Genomic DNA, 23,638 nt, shown 5'->3' on the forward strand with positions numbered 1-23,638 from the left:
AAACTGCCCAATCTCAAGGAGAAATGACATGGCAGAAACCTTCAACGTCGTGGTGGAAATTCCGCGCGGCTCCAAGAACAAGTACGAAGTGGATCACGAGACCGGCCGCGTGTTCCTGGACCGCACCCTGTTCACTTCCATGGGTTACCCGGATGACTACGGCTACATCGACGGCACTCTGGGCGAGGACGGCGATCCACTCGACGCACTCGTCATGATCCCGAACTCCGTGTTCCCAGGCTGCGTGGTGGAATGCCGCGCCGTTGGCCTGTACCACATGGTCGACGAGGCTGGCGGAGACGACAAGGTGCTGTGCGTGCCGGCTGACGTGCGTTTCGACGACATCAAGGATGTCGAAGACGTTTCCGAGTACCACAAGGCTGAAATCAAGCACTTCTTCGAGCAGTACAAGGCTCTGGAGCCGGGCAAGGAAGTGCTGCCGGGCGATTATTGGACCGGCGTCGAGAAGGCTGAAGCTGAGATCGTGGCCGCCCGCAAGCGCCTCGCTGAATCCGAAGCTGAGTGATTTCGCACCTTTCTAAGTAACGACTTTACATAAGAAGCCCGTTGATGTACGCATTCACGCACGTCAACGGGCTTCTTGTTTTTGCATACCTTTCAACGTCCGGATTTTCCCACCCACTGGAAGAATCACCCCACAAACCAGCCCCTCAGCGGGCAAAAACCTCCACCCACTGGAACAATCACCCCAGCAAAAGCCATCTCAACGTCCCAAAAACTCCAGATACTGGAAGAAAACGGACATAACCATACCCTCCAAGTGTCCGGATTCCTCCAGCGACTGGAAGAAACAGCCCGCAGGCGGGATACACTCATACCGCACGCGCATATTCGCCGGGGCCACTATAGTGGAACAAGTAATTCACGGCATGCGAACAGTATTCGCAGAATTCAAAGCCCGCTGGCTGGCGCGGCAGTTCTATGTCGGTACCCCTAGGCGTAGGCGGAAGTGAGACTCCGTCGAGGCCCATCCCGTGGGGAAATCGACGGGATGAACCTATATACCAGCTATGTTGATTCAAACATTACTTATTGCCATTTCCGTATCTATGGACGCATTCGCCGTTTCCATCGGCAAAGGCCTCACCGTCAAGAAACTACGTGACCTCGACGCGTTCAAAACCGCCCTCTGGTTCGGCGGATTCCAAGCGCTTTTCCCACTGCTCGGCTATTTCGCCGCGTCCACGTTCAGCAAATACGTGACCGCAGTCGACCATTGGATCATTTTCGGTCTGCTCGCCTTCATCGGCGGCAACATGGTGCGTGAAGCATTCGAAGAGGATGAGGAGAACGCCAAGGAAACCGCTGATTTCGATTGGAAGCACATGCTTCCGCTCGCCGTGGCCTGCAGCATCGACGCATTCGCCGTTGGCGTCAGTTTCGCATTCATGTCGCTGAACATTTGGATTTCAGTGATCATCATCGGCATCACCACCGGCCTGTTCTCCGCAGCCGGCCTGTATATCGGCCGCGCATTCGGCTCGCACTGGCAGAAGCCCGCACAGATCGCGGGTGGCATCGTGCTTATTCTGATCGGGGTGAAAGTACTGCTGGAACATCTCGGATTCCTCGCATAATAATCGCAAATCAGATATACAATAAATATACAAACTACAGCAAAAGCCCATAATCACACATGATTACGAGCTTTTGCATTACGAATTATTGCAAACGATTATTTTCTTACGACTATTTTCCCATGATTGAAGGAATCGTAAGAATCGCATTACCAAAGCATGACGTTCGCATACGACGCAAGGCCGACCACAATTCCGGAAATCATAACCGGCAACAGCGCGATGCCAATCCACGGATTCTTGGATTGCGGATCAGGATCGGCATTACGATTCCACCAATACGAGCACGCATCGAGCGCAACAATCAGCAACAGCGACACGATTACGGAGACAATCCACGCAGGATTCACGGCAAACTCGGTGGAAGCCGCGTTTTCACCGGAACGAATCGGCAGCAGCGCCGACAAGAAACACCAGCCCGCGCTGCCAATCATGGCAACGCCTTCCACAACATTGTGTGACAGCGAACGAATCAGATGCGTACGGTTCTCACGCGCCATCTGACGTCCGAACGAAACCACAATCAGCAGGATCAACAGACCACCAACACCGGCAATCCAACCTTCCTGCATCCAAAATGTGTCTTCGCCACCCAAATCGGCGGGGAAAATCGTGCGACCAAGCATCACCGTCGTGGCGCACATCACAGAAAGCAATCCCGCAACCACGGAAATCGCATGCCCCGCAACACCATCGCGGAACGGGTTGAACACGGCAAGCAGCGCAATCATCGCCACGGAAGCCGCAACAGTGAACGACACGATCGCAGGCTCTTCCGTATTCCCATAGGAAATGCCGGGAATCAGCGCAAGCACAACCAGCACCACATATGCGGCGATTTGGATGGCAAGCACCTTGCCGAACGAGGCTTTCTGAGCCGACTTGACGGCAACTTTTTCAGAGGCGGTCATTTCGTCCCCTTTTCATGATTTTCCATAATGTGGTCATTACGTATGCAATACCATTAAATGTAGCCGCAAGTGTCCACATAGTTCAGATAAAATTAACGAAACGCCGATAACACACAACAAGAGTACAATCGCGGCAACAACGCAAAACCAACACAAGAGACAAAGGGAGCTAACGTGACGGATCTGACGCTTATGACGTTCGCTAGCGACCCAGCTACCGTGCTTCCTTCTCTGGCGTTGCTTTCCCACCGCGTGCGCGTTCTGCCGATGGATGCGGCGAGCCTGGTGAAAATGCCGGAAAACACCGTTCTTTTCCTTGACGCGCGAGACGACCTGGCCACGGCGAAAACGCTGTGCCGCCTAATTCACGCTTCTGGACTTTCCACGCCGATCGTGCTTATCCTCACCGAGGGCGGGTTCACCGTGGTCAATTCGCAGTGGGGCATCGCCGACGTGGTAGTGGCATCCGCCTCTCCGGCCGAGGTCGAGGGGCGCCTTCGCCTGGTGTCGGAGCGCGGCAACTCGCCGATCAACGCAGTGTACGGTTCCGGCGAATCGGGCGTGCAGAACGAAGACGGCATGATCCGCTCCGGAGACTTGGTGGTGGACACCAACGGCTACACGGCAAGTCTGCACGGGCATCCGATCGACTTGGCATACAAGGAGTTCGAGCTTCTCAAGTATCTCGTGCAGCATCCGGGGCGCGTGTTCACCCGCGCGCAACTGCTGCAGGAGGTGTGGGGCTACGACTATTACGGCGGAACCCGTACGGTTGACGTGCATATCCGTCGCCTTCGTGCCAAGCTGGGCGGCGAATACGAGCATGTGATCGGCACTGTGCGCAATGTCGGCTATCGTTTCGACCCTCCCGAAGAGGAAGAGAGCGAAGCTGCAGCCAAGGATGCCGCAGCCCGTAACGCTTCGGAAGAAGACTGATTTTTCTTACTATCCGTTTGCTTTGCAGACGGTTTGCAATATTCGCTTTTTGCAATTGCCTGCGGTTTGACTGTCGGCCGTTTTGCTTTCGTGCGTGCGATTGTGTTGCTCATACGACGGTAGACTGGTAGCGTGCCCAAGGAATCGAAACAAGCGCGACTGTCACGCATGCATCAGGAATACGCAGTGTTGTGTGAGGAGATTCCGCATCCGAAATGTGCGCTGAATTTTTCGAATCCTTTTGAATTGCTGGTGGCGACCGTATTGAGCGCGCAAACCACCGACAAGCGGGTGAATATGGTCACGCCGGAATTATTCGACGAATATCCGGGTCCAGACGCACTTGCGAGCGCCAATCCCGAACATGTGGAAAGCATCATTCATTCCATCGGATTTCATCATACGAAAGCAAAGAACATTATCGGACTTTCTTACGCATTGTGCGAACGGTTCGATGGCGAAGTGCCGCAAAATATGGACTCTTTGACAAGTCTGCCGGGCGTGGGGCGCAAAACCGCGAATGTGGTGCTTGGGAACGCTTTTGGCGTGCCGGGTTTTCCTGTTGACACGCATGTGATTCGTGTGACCGGTCGACTGCGCTGGCGTTCGGATTGGGCGAGCAGCTCTCCTGATCCCAAGGCCATTGAGCGTGAGATCACCGCATGCTTCCCGCCCGAGGAGTGGACGGATCTGTCTCACAGGCTGATACTGCACGGTCGTGCCATATGCCATGCTCGTAAGCCGGACTGCCTGAACTGCCCGCTTAACGACACCTGCCCCAGCGCATTCGCAGCATAGTTCCGTATCGACCCTCCCAATGGGGTGATTCTTCCACTCACTGGAATAATCATCCCGTAGATATGGCACCCGCTGTAGCACGTGTCAACTAGACTCGGCAGCATGGAAGAAGAAAACGGGCGGGAAGCCAAGCTGAAAGCCGAAATCACGCGGTGGCTGATCTTTTTCGGCGTCGCCATCATGCTCAGCGTCATGACCTGGCTGGGCTGGTTGCTGACGAACCGCAAAAGCCCGATCGCATCATTCACCACGCTCGTTTCCGACTCCTCCGTCGCCATCGGCATCCAAGGCAGCGCGCCGGAATCGCTTGACATCCGCAGCGAACAGGGCACTGCAATAGAGCAGGCACTGCTCGAAAACGTGTACGAAACCTTGGTGTCACGCAGCGAAACCAACAAACTGCAGCCGTCAATCGCCAAATCATGGCAGATTTCCGACGACGGACTGACCTACACGTTCACGCTCAACACCAACATGACCTTCGCCAACGGTCACAAACTCGACTCGTCGGACGTGGTCTGGTCGCTGCAAAACGTCATCAACAACAATTACGTGGACGCCGACCAGCTCGGCGATCTCAAGGAAATCACCAATCCCGACGAAAACACAGTAGTCATCACTCTTAATCAGCCAAATCCAAGGCTTTTGCGCGCACTCAGCGGGCGCGCCGGCATCGTCTACGACGAGGAAAGCAAGGCGAATTACAGTAAGAAGGCCGTGGGATCGGGCCCGTTCACCGTGGCGAGCACGTCGAAATCGCAGATCGTGCTGCAACGCAACGACTCGTATTGGGGCACCAAAGCCGCAGCATCACAGGTAATCCTGTATTACTACTCTTCCGAAGATTCCCTGGTCAGCGCCATGAAAGCCAAGAAAATCAGTATGGCGTTGCCGTTGAGCGCATCGACGGCGGACGAGCTCAACCAGCAAAGCGGCATCAATTCCGACAGCGGCATCAGCTTCGACAAAGTGATGCTCGCCTTCAACAACGGCACTGAAAGCCCATTCTCCGACGAGCAGATCCGCAAAATGACACGGTACGCCATCGACGCCCAATCCATCGCCAAAGACGCTCCGGACGCCTATTCGCCGCTCGGCGGTCCGATCAGCCCGCTGGAAGACGGCTATGAGGACTTGAGCGAACTGTTCCCCTACAATCTTGAGCAGAGCCAGCAGATGCGCAGCTATTTCGGCGCCAACTATATCGCAGACATCAATCTGTTGGTACCCAAGGAATACGAGCAGATCGGCAATACCGTGAAATCGGCGATCGAACAGCTCAATGTCGGCGTCAATATGGAAGTGCTTGATTCCGCGGCACAAGTCACGGAACGTATGAACGCCGGCACGTACAATATCGCGCTCACCACCATGAGTGGCGAAAACGATGCGAGCGTATTCACCGACGGACAAAGCGTGTTCCATTTCGAAAATGGCGATGCGCAACAAGCATATGCGAATGCGATGGCGGCCACCAACGACAACGATTATCAGGATCGCATGCGCACGTATGCACGCACCGTCAGCGAGAGCGCGGCAAGCGACTGGCTGTACACACGTAAGAATTTCATTGCGGTAAGCGGCCAGTTGCAGGGATATCCGAAAAATCTGACTGACCGACTGCTTCCGTTGAGCAGAATAAAACTGCACTGATTTTCCTGCGATTATTTCGCGATTTCGGCATTCGGCTGCAGTGCCGTAAGTTGTCACATTCGCTTTCTAGACTAGCGTCTATGACTGAAAGCCAAGATAATACCATCAACGCGAACCTCACGCCGCTGCCCGATAAGGTCGGCGTGGACGGTCTCGAAGACAAGTGGCGCGAAGTCTGGGACGAAAACAAAGTCTACAAGTTCCAGGGCACCCGCGACCGCAAGGCCGTCTATTCCATCGACACCCCGCCGCCCACCGTTTCCGGCCACCTGCACGTGGGCCACGTGTTCTCATACACGCATACCGATGTGATCGCGCGATTCAAGCGCATGAACGGCTACGACGTGTTCTACCCGATGGGCTGGGACGACAACGGACTGCCGACCGAACGCCGTGTGCAGAACTATTATGGCGTGCGCGTGGACACCTCCCTCAAGTACGATCCTGATTTCGTGCCGCCGTTCGAAGGCACCGATGGCAAGAAAATCGACGCCAAGGATCAGGTTCCGATCTCCCGTAAGAACTTCATCGAACTGTGCGAAAAGCTCACCGCTCAGGATGAGAAGCAGTTCGAGGCGCTGTGGCGTTCCCTCGGCCTGTCCATCGACTGGACGCAGACCTACCACACCATCGGCGAGCACCCGCAGCGCGTGGCCCAGAAGGCATTCCTGCGCAATCTGGCCCGCGGCGAAGCGTACCAGAAAGACGCTCCGGGCCTGTGGGATGTGACCTTCCAGACCGCAGTGGCTCAGGCCGAACTGGAATCCCGCGAATACCCGGGCTTCTACCACAAGGTGGCCTTCCGTTTCGAAGACGGCACTCCGATCTACATCGAAACCACCCGTCCGGAACTGCTGGCGGCCTGCGGCGCACTGATCGCGCATCCGGACGACGAGCGTTACAAGTCGTATTTCGGCCAGTACGTCTACTCGCCGCTGTTCCATGTCAAGGTTCCGATCCTCGCCCACAAGGCCGCGGAAATGGACAAGGGCGCCGGCATCGCCATGTGCTGTACGTTCGGCGACGTGACCGACGTCGAATGGTGGCGCGACCTGAACCTACCGTTGCGCTCCATCATCCAGCGCAACGGACGCATCGTCATGGACACCCCGGATTGGATCGAAGACGAGGAAGGCCAGCGCATCTTCCAAGAGACCGCCGGCAAGACGACGTTCTCCGCACGCAAGGTCATCGTCGACGCACTGCGCGAATCCGGCGATCTTGACGGTGAGCCGACTCCAACCAAGCGTATGACCAACTTCTATGAGAAGGGTGACAAGCCGCTCGAAATCGTCACTTCCCGCCAGTGGTACCTCAAGAACGGCGGCACCGACGAGAAGCTGAACGCCGAACTCATCGAACGCGGTAAGGAACTCAACTTCCACCCCGACTTCATGCGCGTGCGCTACGAGAACTGGGTGCACGGCCTGAACGGCGACTGGCTGATTTCCCGCCAGCGCTTCTTCGGCGTCCCGTTCCCGCTATGGTACCCGGTGAAGGAAGACGGTACCCCGGATTACGATCACCCGATCACCCCGAGCGAAGACATCCTGCCGATCGATCCGACCGACGATGTGCCGGAAGGCTACACCGAGGACCAGCGTGACGTACCCGGCGGTTTCACCGCCGAGCCCGACATCATGGACACCTGGGCCACTTCCTCCCTCACCCCGCAGATCGTGACCCGTTGGGAAGAGCCAGGCGAAGAGAACCAGGCGATTTTCAACGCCACGTTCCCAATGGATCTGCGCCCGCAGGGTCAGGACATCATCCGTACCTGGCTGTTCTCCACCGTGGATCGCGCGCATCTTGAAAACAAGTGTCTGCCGTGGTCCAACGCCACCCTGTCTGGCTGGATTCTCGATCCGGACCACAAGAAGATGTCGAAGTCCAAGGGCAACGTGGTCGTGCCAGACAAGCCGATCAAGCAGTTCGGCGCCGACGCGGTGCGCTATTGGGCCGCTGCGGCACGTTTGGGCCTGGATGCCACCTACGACGAAGGCCAGATGAAGATCGGCCGCCGTTTGGCCATCAAGCTGCTCAACGCCACCAAGTTCGCACTGGCCATCGGACGTGAGGATGAGAACCATCATGTGGGCGCTCCGGCAACCGCAAGCTGGAACCCGGCCGACGTGACCGAGCCGCTGGACCGCGCAGCCATGGCCAAGATGGCTCTCGTGGTGCGCGAAGCCACCGAAAACCTCAACAACTACGAGCATTCCAAGGCTTTGGAAGTCATCGAGAACTACTTCTGGCAGTTCTGCGACGATTACATCGAACTGGTCAAGAACCGCGCGTACGGCACCGCCGACGCCACCGGCCGAGTGCCGAGCGAGAAGGCCGTGAAGTCCGCCCGCACCGCACTGGGACTGGGCTTGGATGCCTTCGCACGCCTGCTGGCACCGTACCTGCCGTACGCCACCGAAGAAGTGTGGAGCTGGATGCATGAGGGCGAAGGCTCCGTGCACCACGCCGCATGGCCGAAGGCTGAAACGTACGATGCGGCCGCCGCAGCCATCTCCCCGGAGCTGCTCACCCATGCCGGTGAAGCGCTGGCCGCGCTGCGTGGCATCAAGTCGAAGGCCAAGGTTTCGATGAAGACCCCGATCCTTTCCGTGCAGCTAGGCGTTTCCGACGAGGCGCGCAAGTCCATCGAAAGTGCATTGGGCGATATTGCCGAAGCCGGTCGCGTGGTCGGACGCATCTCCTTCATGGGAGCGGCCGCCGCATTGAAGGCCGCCAAGGAAACCGCCGAGGCAGCCAAGGAAGCCATCAAGGAAGCCAAGGCCGACGCCGAAGCCGCCATCGACGTGATCGTGGCCGACAGCGAACTTGGAGAGCCGCCGGCTAAAAAGCCAAAGAACTGACCGCACCTGTAGATGAAGCCGGCGGCCCTCGCAGCACAGCTGCTCACTTCACCTACAGACAGTCCACCGGACTGTCTGCCTAACGGTTCAGCCGGCTAAAAAGCCAAAGAACTGACCGCACCTGTAGATGAAGCCGGCTAAAACCAAGGAGGGGTCTTCCAGTCTGGAAGACCCCTCCTTGCATATCCGAATCCTGTTTTATGGAATTTTATAAAACAGGAACTGCAAGCAAATATTGAGATTGCGTAGTCGCACTGCTCTGCAACTGCACAGAATCGTCCGGATAGAGCTTCTGCAGAGCTTGCTGCAGTATTTCAGCGGCGGTGGCAATTTTGACGGTCTCATCAATCAGATCACTATTGTCAGGCACAATCAGCGTGCGATTGCCGGAACCTGCAATACCGTATGCGGCAATCGGCAAAGCATCCGTCAACGACGTTTCGGAAGAAGCGGAATCTCCCGCTTTTCCAGTATTTTCAGTATTTCCAGATGCGGAATCTGCCGAACCGCCGTCACTGGATTTCTTTGAATCCACTCCCCCGACTTTCGCAACATTCTTCGAAGTTGCGTCAGCGGCCGCACCAAACGACGATCGCAATCCACCCGCGTAACTCATCACATCATCCATGCTGATGGCGTTCTTGTCGTCCACCAAACTGACCATGGCACCGTCAGAAGCGTTCTGCTGATTGGCGGCATCGGCCTGTGCGCGCTCCGCCTTACGCTGGGCCTTGATGCGCGTCTGCTCGGCACGGCCAGCAAGCGACGTCTCCGCAGCCGACGCAAGCCCAACAGAACCCCTCAACGTAACTTCCGAACCATCGGAAGCATATGAACCGTCGGAAGCGGTCGAATCATCGCCCGCATTAAGCTGATCCGCAAACCGAAGCACGATCTGGTGGAGCGCACTGGCCTGACCCGTATGTTCGCTCGCATCCGCCAACGCGCGCATCGCATCATCAACCTTGTCTGAAGCCGTCTTCAATTTCTCATTACCATCAATATTGTTGCGCACATCCGCAATCGCTTGAGATTCCAAGCTTTGCGCGGAACCAGCGGAGGCCCCCAATTCCTTGAGACGGGCCGTGTACGCGTCGGTGAAATCCATGGAATACGGAATCATAGCCGAAGAAAGCTGCGACTGGCCGGCACTGTAATCCTTGGCTCCGTGTTGTTGCTCTTCGCCCGCACGCTTGCTGAGCTCGGCAACCAAACCGGAGGTTCCGCGCTGTTCGATGGTGCGGATCACCTCGTTTACCGCGTCAGCGGCACCCGTATGCCGATACGCGGCGCTTACATCGTTTACCGCATTGGCGAGATCGACCACGGACTGTGCCACCGGAGTATCGCCGTTCAACTCGGCCGCGGTGCCGAGAATGGCGGTAAGCTGCGTGGACGTGCCGATCGACCCGGAAAGATGCGTAGTATACGAGCCGACATACGCGTCGATATACCCGTCGAACGCCTTCTGATGTTCCTGCTCGCGCTGGGCGATGGTTGTTTCGGCAAGCTCCTTTTCATGGTCGCGCAACTGCTCGAGCTGTGCGATAAGCTCATAATTACGTTGCGATCCGACATTCGTCAGACCGTCCACCAAATTCGACGCACGGTCGGTCAAACTGGTGAGATTGCCAGCAATACCCGCTATTTGCACAGAAGAATCCTGAATGGAATCTTGAGAAGATTCTTGAGCAGTATCGGAAGATTGCGTACTTTCGACGGCTGCGACAGACAGCGAGCTCATCGTGAAATTCTTCGCCGTCACATACGTATGAACCGTAAGATCCTCGCCCGGCTTGCCCACCATGGCGACCAATGTCGACGAATTGCCGGCAGACACGAGCACACCCTCGTCCGAAGTCACGTCATTGCCGACGCGATTGGGAATGGTGAACGCGACGATCGGCGTCAAATCCGCTGTTCTCTTCGGCTGTTCGGACTTCAGATCGATGCGGATGCCGACCACGCCCGACGCTCCGGCAATCTCGGATGCGCTGACGGTCGGACCGTTCAGAGTGAAGGTCGCCGTTATATTCCACGGAAGTTTCACGCGCTCTTGCGGAATGCGTTGCGAAGACGCCGCATTATCATCCGAACTTTCATCCTCATTCGTATCCGCGTCCGCATCAGAAGAGGCACCACTCGTCAAATACAAGCGCCCCGGCTCATCAACGGCCTCATACGCGCTCATCACATCGTGTGAAACCACCGCCGAAGCGTATTCGCCGTTCCGACGCACGGCATCAACCACATTCGAAACCCCGACCGCACATACGGGAACCGCCGTAACCAGCGTCACCGCGATGGCCGCAGCCAGCATACGTCGCAGGTGGACATTCGCCCCACGCATATCGCGCCCGTCACGCACTTTACCGGTGTGATGGGCGCAAGATGCACGAAACGCAACAGAACGATGCATGCCGAGCCTCTCAATCGCAATTACAAATGCCTGAAATACTTTCCAAAGCATTCAATGTAGCGCCCGGCATGCCCCGAAATACTTGTTTTTGCCGAAAACAGACAGGTCAGGCGAATACGTCGAGCACGCCCGGATCTCCACCGTTTTCGGCGATGCGCTTATGCCTACGCTTGGCTTCGGTCACCACGAATTCGCGGTACATTTCGGCGATATCAGGGTCAAGACCCGCGTCGACGGCATTGCGATGCAGACGCTCGATCTGGTAGTCTTCACGCTTGTAATCGGCCGGCGCGAAGCCCGCACGCGCCTTCAGCACGCCCACTTGGGACGTGTATTTGAAGCGTTCCGCCAGCAGGGAGACGATGGCCGTGTCGACATTGTCGATCGACTGGCGCAACGCGGCGATTTTCGCCACGGCGTCGGCAACCTCAGGATTGTTTTGCGCGGTACCCGCGTCGATGATGGTTTCGGTTTCGTGTTCTTCTTCTGGCCGAAGCCAGTCGTGTTCGCTATCGCTCATGCGTACAAGACTACCGCGCGAATGTCACTTGGAGAAGTACCGTTGCAGCACAATCGAGGTTTCCGTGCTCACCGGCACCGTCTGATGAATGACATTCAGCAGATCCTCAAGCTTGCTTGGCGAGGCCGCGCGCACCGTCAGCATGTAGCTGGGAGAACCGGCAACGGAATCACACGACATAATGCCGTCGATATCCTGCAATTTGCAGGGAATCTCGGATTCCTTGGAATAGTCGATCGGGGTCACCGCAATGTAGGCGCGCACGCCGAGCCCACGCTTTTCATCATCAATGACGGCCTTGTAGCCGAGAATCACATCGCGACGTTCCAGCTTCTGTACGCGCGACTGCACCGCGGAAATCGACAGTCCCGTAGCGTCCGAAAGCTGGGATAGCGTGGCGCGACCATCCTCCTCCAACATGCGGAGGATGGTCTCGTCGATGTCGTCAAGTTGACCCACGTTAGCGTACGTTGTGTCGGGTTCGTTGCCGTTGCCTGTCATACATACCCCTTTCCAACAAGCATTCTGCATCGGCCCGGCAGGACCGACTCCCCTATGCAGCTCACAGTTCGTCCATTACGATACCCACCCCAACACACAAACCGTCAACCGCATTTCCGTAACGCTTCCGACGAATTTCGATTTTCAATCACTTATCTTTTAATATTTACACATACCCCCTTATATGGCAATACATTTTTCGACTTTCAACTTTTGATTTCGTATTTTTTAGGATGTCAGAATTTATGTATCGCATGTCCACAACGTGATCATCCATACATCTGCAATGCCTTGCGGATATACGAAAGGGTCGTATGACGATTGCCATACGACCCTTGGCTTGCTTACCGCAAATTGCGATCACTCGCGACTAATTGCGATCAATTGTTGCCATTATTCGCGTTATTGCCGCTCTGCTGAATCAGCGACGCCATGAAATCACGGTTGGTCGCGGTCTTCTTCAGACGTGGCACGAGCGTCTGGTAGGCCTGCTCAGGCTCGAGACCGCCAAGCAGTCGGCGCAGACGGTAGATGATCGGCAGTTCCTGCGGATCGGTGATGAGCTCCTCGCGGCGGGTGCCGGAAGCGTTCACGTCGATGGCTGGGAACAGGCGCTTGTCCGCCAGTTCGCGGCTCAGACGCAATTCCATGTTGCCGGTGCCCTTGAACTCCTCGAAAATCACCTCGTCCATCTTGGAACCGGTTTCCACCAGAGCGGAGGAGATGATGGTCAGGGAACCGCCGTTTTCGATATTGCGGGCGGCACCGAAGAACTTCTTCGGCGGATACAGCGCCTGAGCGTCAACACCGCCGGAAAGGATACGCCCGGAAGCCGGAGCCGCGACGTTGTAGGCGCGTGCCAGACGGGTCATGGAGTCAAGCAACACCACCACGTCCTGGCCGAGCTCCACGAGGCGCTTCGCACGCTCGATGGCGAGTTCGGCGACGGTGGTGTGGTCGGAGGCCGGGCGGTCGAAGGTGGAGGAAATCACTTCGCCCTGCACCGTGCGTTCCATATCGGTGACCTCTTCCGGACGTTCGTCCACGAGCACGACCATCAGGTGGACTTCCGGATTGTTGGTGGCGATCGCATTGGCGATGTTCTGCAGGGTGATGGTCTTGCCGGCCTTCGGCGGAGACACGATCAGACCACGCTGGCCCTTGCCGATCGGCGCCACAATGTCGATGAGACGGCCGGTGAGCTTGTTCGGCGCGGTCTCCTGCTTCAGGCGCTCCTGCGGGTACAGCGGGGTGAGCTTGTTGAACTGCGGGCGGTTCTGCGCTGCCTCGACGGTCATGCCGTTGATAGAGTCGATGGACTGCAGGGGCACGAACTTCTGACGCTGGTTACGGCGGTCGCCCTCACGCGGAGTGCGGATGGAGCCGTGCACGGCGTCGCCCTTGCGCAGGCCATACTTCTTGACCTGGCCCATGGAAACGTACACGTCGTTCGGCCCCGGCAGATAGCCGGAAGTACGCACGAAAGCGTAGGAATCGAGCACGTCAACGATGCCTGCGACTGGCACGAGATCCTCTTTCGACTCCTCGTGGCGCTGTTCGCGTTCGACACGTTCGACATTGCGATCCGTGCGATCGTTGCGTTCGACGCGATCGTTGCGTTCAGTGCGGTCATTACGCTCGCTGTTACGACCACGACGATCGTCACGCTCGTCATAATCGCGGTCACGGCCACGCAGACGGCGTCCGCGACGATCCATACGATCGCCGCCCCTGTCACTGGCACGGCCACGGCCACGACGTGTGAAATCGCCATCCTCGGCTTCGTCATGGCGCTCGTCGCCCTCGTTGCCTTGCGAAGGCAGCGTGGCGAGAATATCGTCGAGATCACGCACGACATCCTCATCCTTCAGCTCCTCCACCGCACGGCGACGGCGACGCGGCTCGGCATCGGCCTCATCATCCTTGCGATGGCGACGACGGTCATCCTGCTTCGGCGAAGCATCATCCAGTCCCAATTCGGCGAGCAGATCGGCGGCTGCTTCCGTATCACGGCGACGACGGCGCTTCGGAGTCTCGTCGAGGCTGTCCAAAGCGTTCACAGCGACCATGACGCCCACGGCATCCTCGCTTGCCGGCGCTTCGGCCTGCTTACGGCGGCTGAAGCGCTCGGAACGCTCAGTGCGCTCGACGCGGGTCCTCCTAGAGGTTTTGGAAACCGATTTTTCAGAATCCTCAGCATCATCGGCCTTGACCTCGGCAACCTCAGCAGGCTTGCCGGCATTCTCGGCCCTACCAGCCGCGACCTCAGCGTCTGCGGATGGAGTTGCGACCTGAGCTGCCGGGTCAGCCGAAGCTGCGGACGCTGCGGACTTCGGGGCTCGAACGGTCACGCCGGCCGGCGCCTCGCCGCCGGAACGAGCAGCCTGAAGCGTCGCGATAAGTTCCGGCTTACGCATGGTGGAGGTGCCACGAAGGCCCATCTGCTTGGCAAGCTCCTTGAGCTCAGGCAGTTTCATATCTTCAAGATTCGGGCTGGTTGCCACTAGTTTTGCCTTTCCCTAGCTTCCCGCAGGCACACGCCCACGACAGCTGTAAAAAAGAGATACGGAAATGTTCCGCCACTGAAAGTTCGCCGCGAAATACCACGGTTTTCGAACTTTTCTAACCATACAACGTTATCCAGACCAACGCAACGCAGGCGTGCCAACGTATTCGCGCCAATCAAGCATTGCAAGTCAATCAAGCATTGCAAGTCAATCGCAAATCGCAATGCAAAAGACCCGCCATGCAATCACATGACGGGTCTTCGCTGGCAAACAACGCGAGCGTCGCACTAAAACAACGGTTTGCCGATCCTACCGAGAGATCCTACCGAAACCTACTTTTCCTCGTGATAGCTCTTGTCGGTATTGACGGACCACACGTTCTTCTTGGACGTCTTGCCATTCTTGATATTGCCGACGGCCTCGATGGCGGTGGCCATGGAATGATCCATGTTGTTGTAGCGGTGCTGTCCGTTACGTCCGACGCAGTACAGATTACCGAAGGAATCGAGGTATTCCACGAGCTCAGGCATGCGGTCGTACGTGTCGAAGTAGGCCGGATATGCCTTCTTCACGCGCTCGCGATGGGAATCGATCACATCCTGAGGGCCGTTGATGACCTGCATGCGGGTGAGCTCCTGGATGGCGAACTTCTTCGCCTCCTCGTCAGACATGTTCCAGAAGGAATCACCCTCCTCGCAGAAGTATTCAAGACCGATCCACACGGTGTTATCAACATCCTTGACCAGATACGGGCTCCAGTTGTTGAAGATCTGCAGGCGGCCGACCTTATAGCCCGGATCCTGCACGTAAATCCAGCAATCAGGCACGATCGGCGGATTACCAAGGGTGGGAATGTCGGTGGTGTTCGGCAAGCGCAGATGATTGACGAGCAGACCGACGGTCACGAAATCACGGTACGGCAGGCCGTTGGCGATTTCGGTCATATCCTTCGGCGCGGGCTTGCTGGAAGCGTCCACTGCGTTGATGAGGTCCTTGACCGGCATGGAGGAGATGAAATCGTCCGCAGCCATTTCGTTGCGATTACCTTCGGAATCCTCATACACCACGGAAGCGATCTTGCCATCAGACTGGCGGATCTCCACCACATTGGCGTCGGTAATGACCTTCACGCCCGCGGCCTCGCAGTTAGCCTCCACGGTTTCCCACAGCTGGCCCGGACCATACTTCGGATACCAGAATTCCTCGATCAGCGAGGTTTCAACCTCGGCATTGCTGCGCTTCTTCGGCAGGAGCTTCTGGAACGCATTCTTCAGCACGCCCATAATGCTCAGGCCCTTGACGCGCTGTGCACCCCAATCGGCGGAAATCTGAGACGGATGACGTCCCCACAGCTTCTCGGTGTACCCCTCGAAGAACATGGAATACAGCTTGCGGCCGAAACGATTGATGTAGAAGTTCTCCAGATTGTCTTCCGGCAGCTTGTGCACCATGGACTTCAGATAGCTGAAACCGGCAACCAACGTAAGCTTCGGCCCCATGGCCTTCAACGTATTGGCACTCAGGGAAATCGGGTAGTCAAAGAAGTGTCGGTTCCAGTAAATACGAGACACACGATGGCGCTTGAGCATCACCTTGTCTTCGACTTCCGGATCCGGCCCGCCCGGTTCCATATCGTGCTCACGACCGAGCTTCTTGTCATCATAGCTTGGCGCGCCCTGCAGCGGCAGGACCCCCTTCCACCAATCCATGATGCGTTCGTCCTTCGAGAAGAAACGATGGCCGCCAATATCCATACGGTTGCCATCATGCTTGACGGTGCGGGAGATGCCGCCGAATTCGCGGGTCGCTTCCAGCACGGTCACATCGTAGTTCTCGGAGCCACCGTCCTTGACGAGCTCCCAAGCGGCAGTCAGGCCCGCAGGGCCACCGCCGATAATCACCACGGATCGCTTTTGCGTCACTTTGAGGTCTCCTTATGAAAACAAAAATCCCTGATAGTCTACCCGATGGTAGGGAAACGAACATCGCAACTTGTGCGAATGCTTACAAAATCAAGCCAAGTCAGGCAATACCAAGCCGAACGGTCTAAAACAAGCAAGACAATATCAGGCCGAGCAAAACGATACGCGACCACATACGACCATATCGACTATATGGAATCAGGAATGTCGATATCGGTTTTCTGCACTTCCTCGACATTGACGTCCTTGAAAGTGACGATACGCACATTCTTGACGAAACGACTGGAACGATAGACGTCCCACACCCACGCGTCGGTCAAACGCACGTCGAAATACACATCCTGACCGGCGGAACGCACATTGAAATCGACTTTATTTGCCAGATAAAAACGACGTTCCGTCTCAACAACGTAAGTAAATAATTTAATAACGTCGCGATATTCCTTATACAGAGCCAGTTCTGCGTCGGTTTCGTAATTATCGAGATCCTCGGCGCTCATCACTTACCTTCCACATCACGCTTGCGACCACGCCCAAGCGTACGCCACCAAGCTTCCTTCGACGTCTTGCGCTCGCCAGCCGTATACGGCCAGCTGTTTTCGACATCGGCATCACCATTAACAGACTTGCGGTCGTCACGCTCGCTTTGCCGCGCAGCATCCACGCTTTCGACGTTCTTCTGCTGGGACGCAGCCACATCATCCATACCGTCAGAAGGAACTTCCCGCACGGATTGCGCAGCCGCCGCAGCATCGTCGGCGCCCACGCCTTCCGCATCAGGTTTCGTGGCATTCTTCTCATTCAGTCGAATGGCAATCGAATGCTCGCGTGCACTCAAAGCCTCCTTGACGCCCGGATTGTCTTCGATCACGTGCATGCCGAACGCGTCAAGCGAGCGGATCGGATCAAACTCGTCAACCAGCGTGTCCATAACGATCAGATCCTGGTAACGGTTCTGCGAGTCGTTCCACAGGGCGTCGCGGGAGCGACCGGAAGGCACGAATCCCAACGACTGGTACACGGACACGGAACGCGTGTTCTGTTCGGGCACTGCGACCCAAATGCGATGCATGCCAAGGCCTGCCGGCTCCGGAGCAAGACCGTACGTCATCACGCGCGGCATGATGTCTCGCGAATAGCCACGGCCCCTGTAATCCTTTCCAAGCACCACCTGAATGCGGGCGGAACGGGCCCAACCGTCAATATCGATCAGGAAAATCATGCCGATCACATTGTCGGAATTCGCGGCATCAATCCTACCATCGCCATCATGGTCGGCTTCGGTGATGATGGACCATGCGATTGTGCGACGTGATTCCGGGTCCCCCACACCGGATTCGGACGGAGCCTCGCCTTGGGACCATGCCACGGAACGACGTACCCACGCACGCACCGCGCCACGCTCGGCGACTCGGTCCTTACCAGTGATTCCGGAAGCGCCGACGTACGCCTCGATGGCGTCCATGCGGTCGAGATCCCCGATCACGGCCGGGCGTAGATGCACCATCTCGCCTTTGATAGGCGGCACAACGATACGTTTCGGCAGCTCACGCGACTGCCGGTCCGACTGCTCCTGTGTTACAGCCTCAAGATTCTCTGGCATTTTTCCCGCCCCCTACGTCATTGCAGGTACGACCGTCGCCGCACCTGTACCGAGGGTATTGTACCCGACTGTACGTCAGCTGTGAATTAGCGCGGCGGCAATCGTTATAAATCTTCCTCTACCAGCATAACTTGATATTGAAAGACACGTCGGTAATCGTAAGAAAAACAACTGGTGATTAGCTCTTTCCCTTTCTTTTGGAAAGATAAGAAAACACACGTCCCAAGTTTTTGGAACGTGCGTTTTCGTGCGATTCAGCAATCGCGAGTAATCGTTGTAAACGTTACTTAATCTTGCTCATCACGATCTTGGTGACGGCTTTCGCGTCAGCCTGACCGCGAGTGGCGCGCATGACGGCACCAATGATGGCGCCCATCGGCTTCATGTTACCGCTCTTGAGCTTTTCAACGATGTCAGGATTGGCTGCGAGAGCCTCATCCACGGCCTTTTCGAGAGCACCGTCATCAGACACGACCTGGAAGCCATGCTTCTTGACGACCTCATCCGGAGTGCCCTCGCCGGCGAGCACACCTGCGACGGTCTGCTTGGCCAGCTTGTCGTTGAGCTTGCCATCGGCGATCAACTTCTCAACTTCAGCCACATCGGTCGGAGTGATCGGCAGCTCTTCGAGGCTCACGCCCTTGTTGTTGGCTTCGCGGCTCAGCTCGCCCAGCCACCACTTCTTGGCGCCGGCTGCAGTGGCACCGGCCTTGACGGTTTCCTCAAGCAGGTCCAGAGCGTCGGCGTTAAGCACGTCGCGCATCTCCAGATCGTTGAAGCCCCACTCGCCCTTCAGGCGGTTGCGGCGCTCACGCGGCATTTCCGGCATCTGGGCCTTCATCTCTTCGATGTGCTCCTTGGTGATGTGCAGCATCACCAGATCCGGATCCGGGAAGTAACGGTAATCGTCGGCGTCGGACTTCACGCGGCCGCCGGCGGTGGTCTGCGAAGCCTCATCCCAGTGTCGGGTTTCCTGCAGAATCTCGCCGCCTTCGCTCAGAATGGCCGCCTGACGGCGAATCTCATACTGAATGGTCTTTTCAATGCCACGGAACGAGTTCACGTTCTTGGTTTCGGAACGAGTGCCGAACGGGTCGGACGGGCTGTTGCGCAGCGACACGTTCACATCGGCGCGCATATTGCCCTGCTCCATACGAGCGTGGGAGATGTTCAGCGCACGCACGATGTCGCGGATGGCGCGCATATAGGCGCCTGCGATTTCGGGGGCACGGTCTCCGGCGCCTTCGATCGGCTTGGTCACGATCTCAATCAGCGGCACGCCTGCACGGTTGTAGTCGACCAAGGAGTGATCGGCACCTTCGATACGGCCGTCAGCACCACCGACGTGGGTGTTCTTACCGGCGTCGTCTTCGATGTGGGCGCGTTCGATCGGCACGCGGAACACGGTGCCGTCTTCAAGTTCCACATCAAGATAGCCGTTGCCGTTGGTCGGCTTGTCGTACTGCGAGATCTGGTAATCGCGCGGCATGTCCGGGTAGAAGTAGTTCTTACGTGCGAACTGACTCCATTCAGCGATTTCGCAATGCAGGGCAAGACCCAGCTTGATCGCGTAATCGACGGCGGTCTTGTTGACTACCGGCAGAGAGCCCGGCAGACCAAGGCTCACCGGGGTGAGCTGGCTGTTCGGATCGCCACCGAACGAGACTTCGGCCGGGCAGAACAGCTTCGTGGTGGTGCTCAGCTCAACATGGGTTTCCAGACCGATGACCGGGTCGAACTTCTTGACGGCATCGGCGTACTTCATCAACTTTTCAGCCATTTTGTTTTCTTTCCTCCGATGCTTCTTACTTGTTCAAGCCGTCGAGCCACGGGGTCTTCAGGGACTGCCAGATCGGGCCGTTCCAGTCTTCCTCGAGAGCTGCTTCAAGAGCTGCGGCAGGCTTGTACATGGCCTCGTCGCGCTGCTGCGGAGCGAGGAACTGGAAGCCGACTGGCAAACCGTCGTCGCTCAGACCAGCAGGAATGCTCATAGCCGGAACGCCGGCAAGGTTGGCCGGAATGGTGGTGATATCGATGGCATACATAGCCATCGGATCCTCAGTCTTCTCACCGAACTTGAATGCGGTGACCGGGCTGGTCGGGCCCACAAGCACGTCGACCTTGTCGAAAGCCTTCTTGAAGTCATCGATGATCAGGGTGCGCACCTTCTGCGCAGAACCGTACCATGCATCGTAATAGCCAGCGGACAGGGCGTACGTACCGAGGATGATACGGCGCTTGACCTCGTCGCCGAAGCCGGCTTCACGAGTGTAGGCCATCATGTTGGCAGCGGTCTGAGGAACACCCGCCGGCGGCATGACGCGCAGACCGTAGCGCATGCCATCGTAACGGGCCAGGTTGGAGCTGACCTCGGATGGCATGATGATGTAGTACGCGCCAAGGGAGTACGGCAGGTGAGGCAGAGACACCTCGGTGATCTCAGCACCCATTTCCTCGAGCTTCTTGACGCCTTCGTTGAAACGTGCCATAACGCCCGGCTGGAAGCCTTCGCCGCCGAGCTCCTTGATCAGACCGACCTTGAGGCCCTTCAGATCACGCTTCATACCTTCGCGGGCGGCCGCCACCATCGGGCGCGGGCCTTCCGGAATGGACGTGGAATCACGCTTGTCGTGGCCGCCGATCACTTCCTGGAGCAGGGCCGCGTCGAGCACAGTGCGCGAGCACGGGCCGATCTGGTCGAGCGAGGAAGCCATGGCGATCGCGCCAAAGCGGGAGACGCCGCCGTAGGTCGGCTTGACGCCGACGGTACCGGTCAGCGAACCCGGCTGGCGGATGGAACCGCCGGTATCGGTACCCAAAGCGAGCGGGGCTTCGAATGCAGCCACGGCAGCTGCAGAGCCACCGCCGGAACCGCCCGGGACGCGCTCGGTATCCCACGGATTGTGGGTGGTCTGGTAGGCGGAGTGTTCGGTGGAGGAGCCCTGCGCGAACTCATCGAGGTTGGTCTTGCCCAGCAGCGGCATGCCTGCGGCCTTGAGCTTCTCGATGACGGTGGCATCGTACGGGGGCACCCAGCCTTCGAGGATCTTGGAGGCTGCGGTGGTTTCGATGCCCTTGGTGACGATCATGTCTTTGATGGCGATCGGCACACCGGCGAGTTCCGGCAGTGCAGCCTTTTCCTCATCGGACTTGGCGTCGAAGGCGTCGGCCTGTTCGAGGGCCTGTTCGCCGGATACCTTCAGGAAGGCCTTGATGCTCGGTTCGGCGGCTTCGATGACTTCGAGGTGCGCTTCGACCAGCTCGCGGCTGGAAACTTCCTTGGTCTTGATCTTGGCCGCCATCTCAGCGGCGGAAAGCTTGACGAGTTCGCTCATGTCACTCCTCCCCTAGAATGCGCGGCGCAACAAACATGCCGGCTTCAGAAACCGGGGCGCCCGCAGTTGCTTCTTCCTGAGTCAGCGGGGTTTCCGGCACATCCGGGCGCAGGTAGGCTTCCAGCGGAATCGGGTTTGCAGTCGGTTCCACATCGTCGGTAGCGACTTCCTGGACCTTGTTGATGGATTCTGCGATGACGTTCAGATCGCCCTGCAGACGGGTAATCTCCTCGTCAGTGAGTGCAATTCGGGCCAAATCGCCCAGATGCACGATTTCTTCTTTGGTGAAAGTAGGCATGTCCCTAACATTAACGCGTCTGTGTGACTAGCGCCCCACCCATTTCGCCTATCGCCCCAGCCTCACGCTCCAGCCGCACCAGCCCAGCCGGAACAGCCTCGCCGCACCAGCCGCCGCAGTCCAGCCAGACCAGTCGCCGCAGTCCAGCCGCACCAATCGCCGCAGTCCAGCCGGACCAGCCTGGCCACACCAACCCAGCCCACCAGCCTCGCCGCAGCCACACTAGCCCAGCCCCACCAGCACACCGTCCCGCCAAAGTCTCACCAGAAGCACACCGCAGTCCCAAATCCCCCAGTCGCTGGAATAATCCACCCACAAACCAGCCACTCACAATCCCAAAACTTCCACCCACTGGAACAATCACCCCGCTGACAGGCCTCCAATCGTCCCGATTCCTCCACCCACTGGAGAAATCACCCCGCTAGACGCCCCACAGGAGACCAAAATCCTCCACCCACTGGAGGAATCTACCCGCCGACAAGCCATTCACAGTCCTAAAACCTCCATCAACTGGAACAATTCGGACTCTAAGCAGTATCTCAATACTCAAAATACCCAGTTAACAGAAGAAACAGCCTAAATTCATATGGAATAAGGTGACATTAACCTTTATCTACAAAACAACCAACCAGTTATCCACAAAAATCGTAAGTTATCCACAGACACGCCCGAAACGGCATCCTTTATCCACATTTGTCAATCGCGCTTCCTTAGCAGTATCTCAATAAGGTAGCGTCAAACCATGAAAGCATATCCTCAAATCGATACGCTGCTCGATCAAGCAGAAAATGCGCGACGATGCGCACATAGCAGCGACCCTCTCATCCAGAAGGGCCTGTACCGCAGGTACCGCGCGGGCGATCTTGCGCGCCCATATCCGGGGCTCTTCACCCGCGCCGAATATTGGCATCAGCTCAACGAGCCAGAGCAATCGTTACACATGGCCAGAGCCCTTAGGGATCTCCACCCCAACTGGGTTTTCTCAGGAATAACAGCCGCCGCAGCCCATGGATTCGATCATCCGCGAATCTTGCACCGGCAAGGACTGACCATAACATTGCCCAGTCACGGATCATACCGACCGCACGAAAAACTCAATATCATATACAGTCCATGTCCCAGAGAAAAAGCGGTAATCGCAAATGGAATTGCCGTCACGAATCCCTCTCGTACGCTGCTAGATTGCGGACGCACGATAGATTTCGTCCATTCTCTACCGATTTTTGACGATGCAGCTTCGAATGGAATCGAAGAAAAGCAGATTTTGCAAGAATGTGCGCGCACGACTCTCGACTGCTCACGCATCTTCAAATTACTGAGATATACCGATGCGAGAAGCGAGAATGGCGGCGAATCTTTTGCTCGTGCGGTCATGATTGAAAATGGATTTTCGGTTCCCCAATTACAGGTTCCCTTTACTGATCCCCTTACAGGAAAACAGTTCAGGGTCGATTTTTTATGGCGCACAGCCGATGGACGAATCATTGTTGGGGAACTTGACGGCACCGCGAAATACGTTGATCCGCAAATGACCGATCGTAAGAGCATACAGGAAACCGTGCAGGCCGAGAGAGAACGCGAACAGGCGCTTTTTCGCGCAGGAGTTACGGAAATCGTCAGATTTACTTTTGACGATGCAGTCCGGCAAAAACCGCTGATTGCGAAACTGCGGCGCGCTGGGGTTCCTTGCGTTTCATAGGGTGATCTTCTGCGGGAAGATTCCTCCAGTAAGTGGAAAAGTCGGGACGCTGAGAAGTTCGCCACCGGGAA

Annotated in this window: 19 protein-coding genes; 7 read left to right on the top strand and 12 right to left on the bottom strand. The window is 57.0% G+C overall.

Annotated features, from left to right (window positions below; genetic code table 11):
* Positions 1-28: 28 nt before the first annotated feature.
* Positions 29-526, top strand: coding sequence for an inorganic diphosphatase (locus tag CE153_RS02940; RefSeq protein ID WP_099595058.1), 498 nt, complete (start codon positions 29-31; stop codon positions 524-526).
* Between the two features lie 505 nt (positions 527-1,031).
* Positions 1,032-1,598: a manganese efflux pump MntP gene (locus tag CE153_RS02945; RefSeq protein ID WP_099595059.1), complete on the top strand. Its 567-nt coding sequence runs from the start codon at positions 1,032-1,034 to the stop codon at positions 1,596-1,598.
* A gap of 149 nt (positions 1,599-1,747) precedes the next feature.
* Here the strand turns inward: CE153_RS02945 and CE153_RS02950 are convergent, their stop codons facing one another.
* Entirely contained in the window at positions 1,748-2,509 is a 762-nt protein-coding gene (locus tag CE153_RS02950; protein ID WP_099595060.1) for a hypothetical protein, read from the bottom strand.
* Positions 2,510-2,683: 174 nt separating this feature from the next.
* Between CE153_RS02950 and CE153_RS02955 the strand changes: the two genes are divergently transcribed.
* The 4 genes from CE153_RS02955 (at position 2,684) to valS (ending at position 8,763) form a co-directional block, all read left to right on the top strand.
* Positions 2,684-3,445: a winged helix-turn-helix transcriptional regulator gene (locus CE153_RS02955; RefSeq protein ID WP_099571955.1), complete on the top strand. Its 762-nt coding sequence runs from the start codon at positions 2,684-2,686 to the stop codon at positions 3,443-3,445.
* Between the two features lie 168 nt (positions 3,446-3,613).
* Positions 3,614-4,243 carry an endonuclease III gene (gene nth, locus CE153_RS02960; protein WP_099595061.1) on the top strand — a complete coding sequence of 210 codons (630 nt, stop codon included), beginning with the start codon at positions 3,614-3,616 and terminating at the stop codon, positions 4,241-4,243.
* A 102-nt stretch (positions 4,244-4,345) separates the two neighbouring features.
* Positions 4,346-5,896, top strand: coding sequence for an ABC transporter substrate-binding protein (locus CE153_RS02965; RefSeq protein WP_099595062.1), 1,551 nt, complete (start codon positions 4,346-4,348; stop codon positions 5,894-5,896).
* An 80-nt stretch (positions 5,897-5,976) separates the two neighbouring features.
* Complete coding sequence (gene valS / locus CE153_RS02970) at positions 5,977-8,763, top strand: valine--tRNA ligase (protein WP_099595063.1); 2,787 nt, start codon at positions 5,977-5,979, stop codon at positions 8,761-8,763.
* Positions 8,764-8,971: 208 nt separating this feature from the next.
* On the opposite strand, the gene CE153_RS02975 is transcribed toward valS, so the two are convergent.
* The 11 genes from CE153_RS02975 to CE153_RS08765 form a co-directional block, all read right to left on the bottom strand.
* Entirely contained in the window at positions 8,972-11,113 is a 2,142-nt protein-coding gene (locus CE153_RS02975; protein ID WP_236824439.1) for a hypothetical protein, read from the bottom strand.
* A gap of 175 nt (positions 11,114-11,288) precedes the next feature.
* Positions 11,289-11,702 (bottom strand): chorismate mutase, encoded by a 414-nt coding sequence (locus CE153_RS02980; RefSeq protein WP_099571960.1) that lies wholly within the window; start codon positions 11,700-11,702, stop codon positions 11,289-11,291.
* Positions 11,703-11,726: 24 nt separating this feature from the next.
* Entirely contained in the window at positions 11,727-12,203 is a 477-nt protein-coding gene (locus tag CE153_RS02985; protein WP_099571961.1) for an Lrp/AsnC family transcriptional regulator, read from the bottom strand.
* Positions 12,204-12,583: 380 nt separating this feature from the next.
* A complete protein-coding gene (gene rho / locus CE153_RS02990) occupies positions 12,584-14,707 on the bottom strand; it encodes a transcription termination factor Rho (RefSeq protein ID WP_099595065.1) in 2,124 nt (707 codons plus the stop codon).
* A 335-nt stretch (positions 14,708-15,042) separates the two neighbouring features.
* On the bottom strand, positions 15,043-16,632 hold the full coding sequence (locus CE153_RS02995; RefSeq protein WP_099571963.1) for an NAD(P)/FAD-dependent oxidoreductase: 1,590 nt from the start codon (positions 16,630-16,632) through the stop codon (positions 15,043-15,045).
* A gap of 188 nt (positions 16,633-16,820) precedes the next feature.
* Positions 16,821-17,132: a DUF2469 domain-containing protein gene (locus CE153_RS03000; protein WP_003833998.1), complete on the bottom strand. Its 312-nt coding sequence runs from the start codon at positions 17,130-17,132 to the stop codon at positions 16,821-16,823.
* Positions 17,132-18,235, bottom strand: a complete 1,104-nt coding sequence (locus tag CE153_RS03005; RefSeq protein ID WP_099595066.1) for a GNAT family N-acetyltransferase — start codon at positions 18,233-18,235, stop codon at positions 17,132-17,134. The genes CE153_RS03000 and CE153_RS03005 overlap by 1 nt, the downstream gene beginning before the upstream one ends.
* Positions 18,236-18,518: 283 nt before the next feature.
* Positions 18,519-20,015, bottom strand: a complete 1,497-nt coding sequence (gatB, locus tag CE153_RS03010) for an Asp-tRNA(Asn)/Glu-tRNA(Gln) amidotransferase subunit GatB (protein WP_099571965.1) — start codon at positions 20,013-20,015, stop codon at positions 18,519-18,521.
* Positions 20,016-20,040: 25 nt separating this feature from the next.
* Positions 20,041-21,570, bottom strand: coding sequence for an Asp-tRNA(Asn)/Glu-tRNA(Gln) amidotransferase subunit GatA (gene gatA, locus CE153_RS03015; protein ID WP_099595067.1), 1,530 nt, complete (start codon positions 21,568-21,570; stop codon positions 20,041-20,043).
* A 1-nt stretch (position 21,571) separates the two neighbouring features.
* Complete coding sequence (gatC, locus tag CE153_RS03020) at positions 21,572-21,868, bottom strand: Asp-tRNA(Asn)/Glu-tRNA(Gln) amidotransferase subunit GatC (protein ID WP_003833990.1); 297 nt, start codon at positions 21,866-21,868, stop codon at positions 21,572-21,574.
* 10 nt (positions 21,869-21,878) lie between these two features.
* Positions 21,879-22,091: a hypothetical protein gene (locus tag CE153_RS08765; RefSeq protein ID WP_143433071.1), complete on the bottom strand. Its 213-nt coding sequence runs from the start codon at positions 22,089-22,091 to the stop codon at positions 21,879-21,881.
* A gap of 519 nt (positions 22,092-22,610) precedes the next feature.
* Between CE153_RS08765 and CE153_RS03025 the strand changes: the two genes are divergently transcribed.
* The gene (locus CE153_RS03025) at positions 22,611-23,567 is read left to right on the top strand and encodes a type IV toxin-antitoxin system AbiEi family antitoxin domain-containing protein (protein ID WP_099595068.1); all 957 of its coding nucleotides are present in this window, start codon (positions 22,611-22,613) and stop codon (positions 23,565-23,567) included.
* Positions 23,568-23,638: the final 71 nt, after the last annotated feature.

The organism is Bifidobacterium sp. N4G05, from assembly GCF_002742445.1.
GTDB lineage: Bacteria > Actinomycetota > Actinomycetes > Actinomycetales > Bifidobacteriaceae > Bifidobacterium > Bifidobacterium hominis.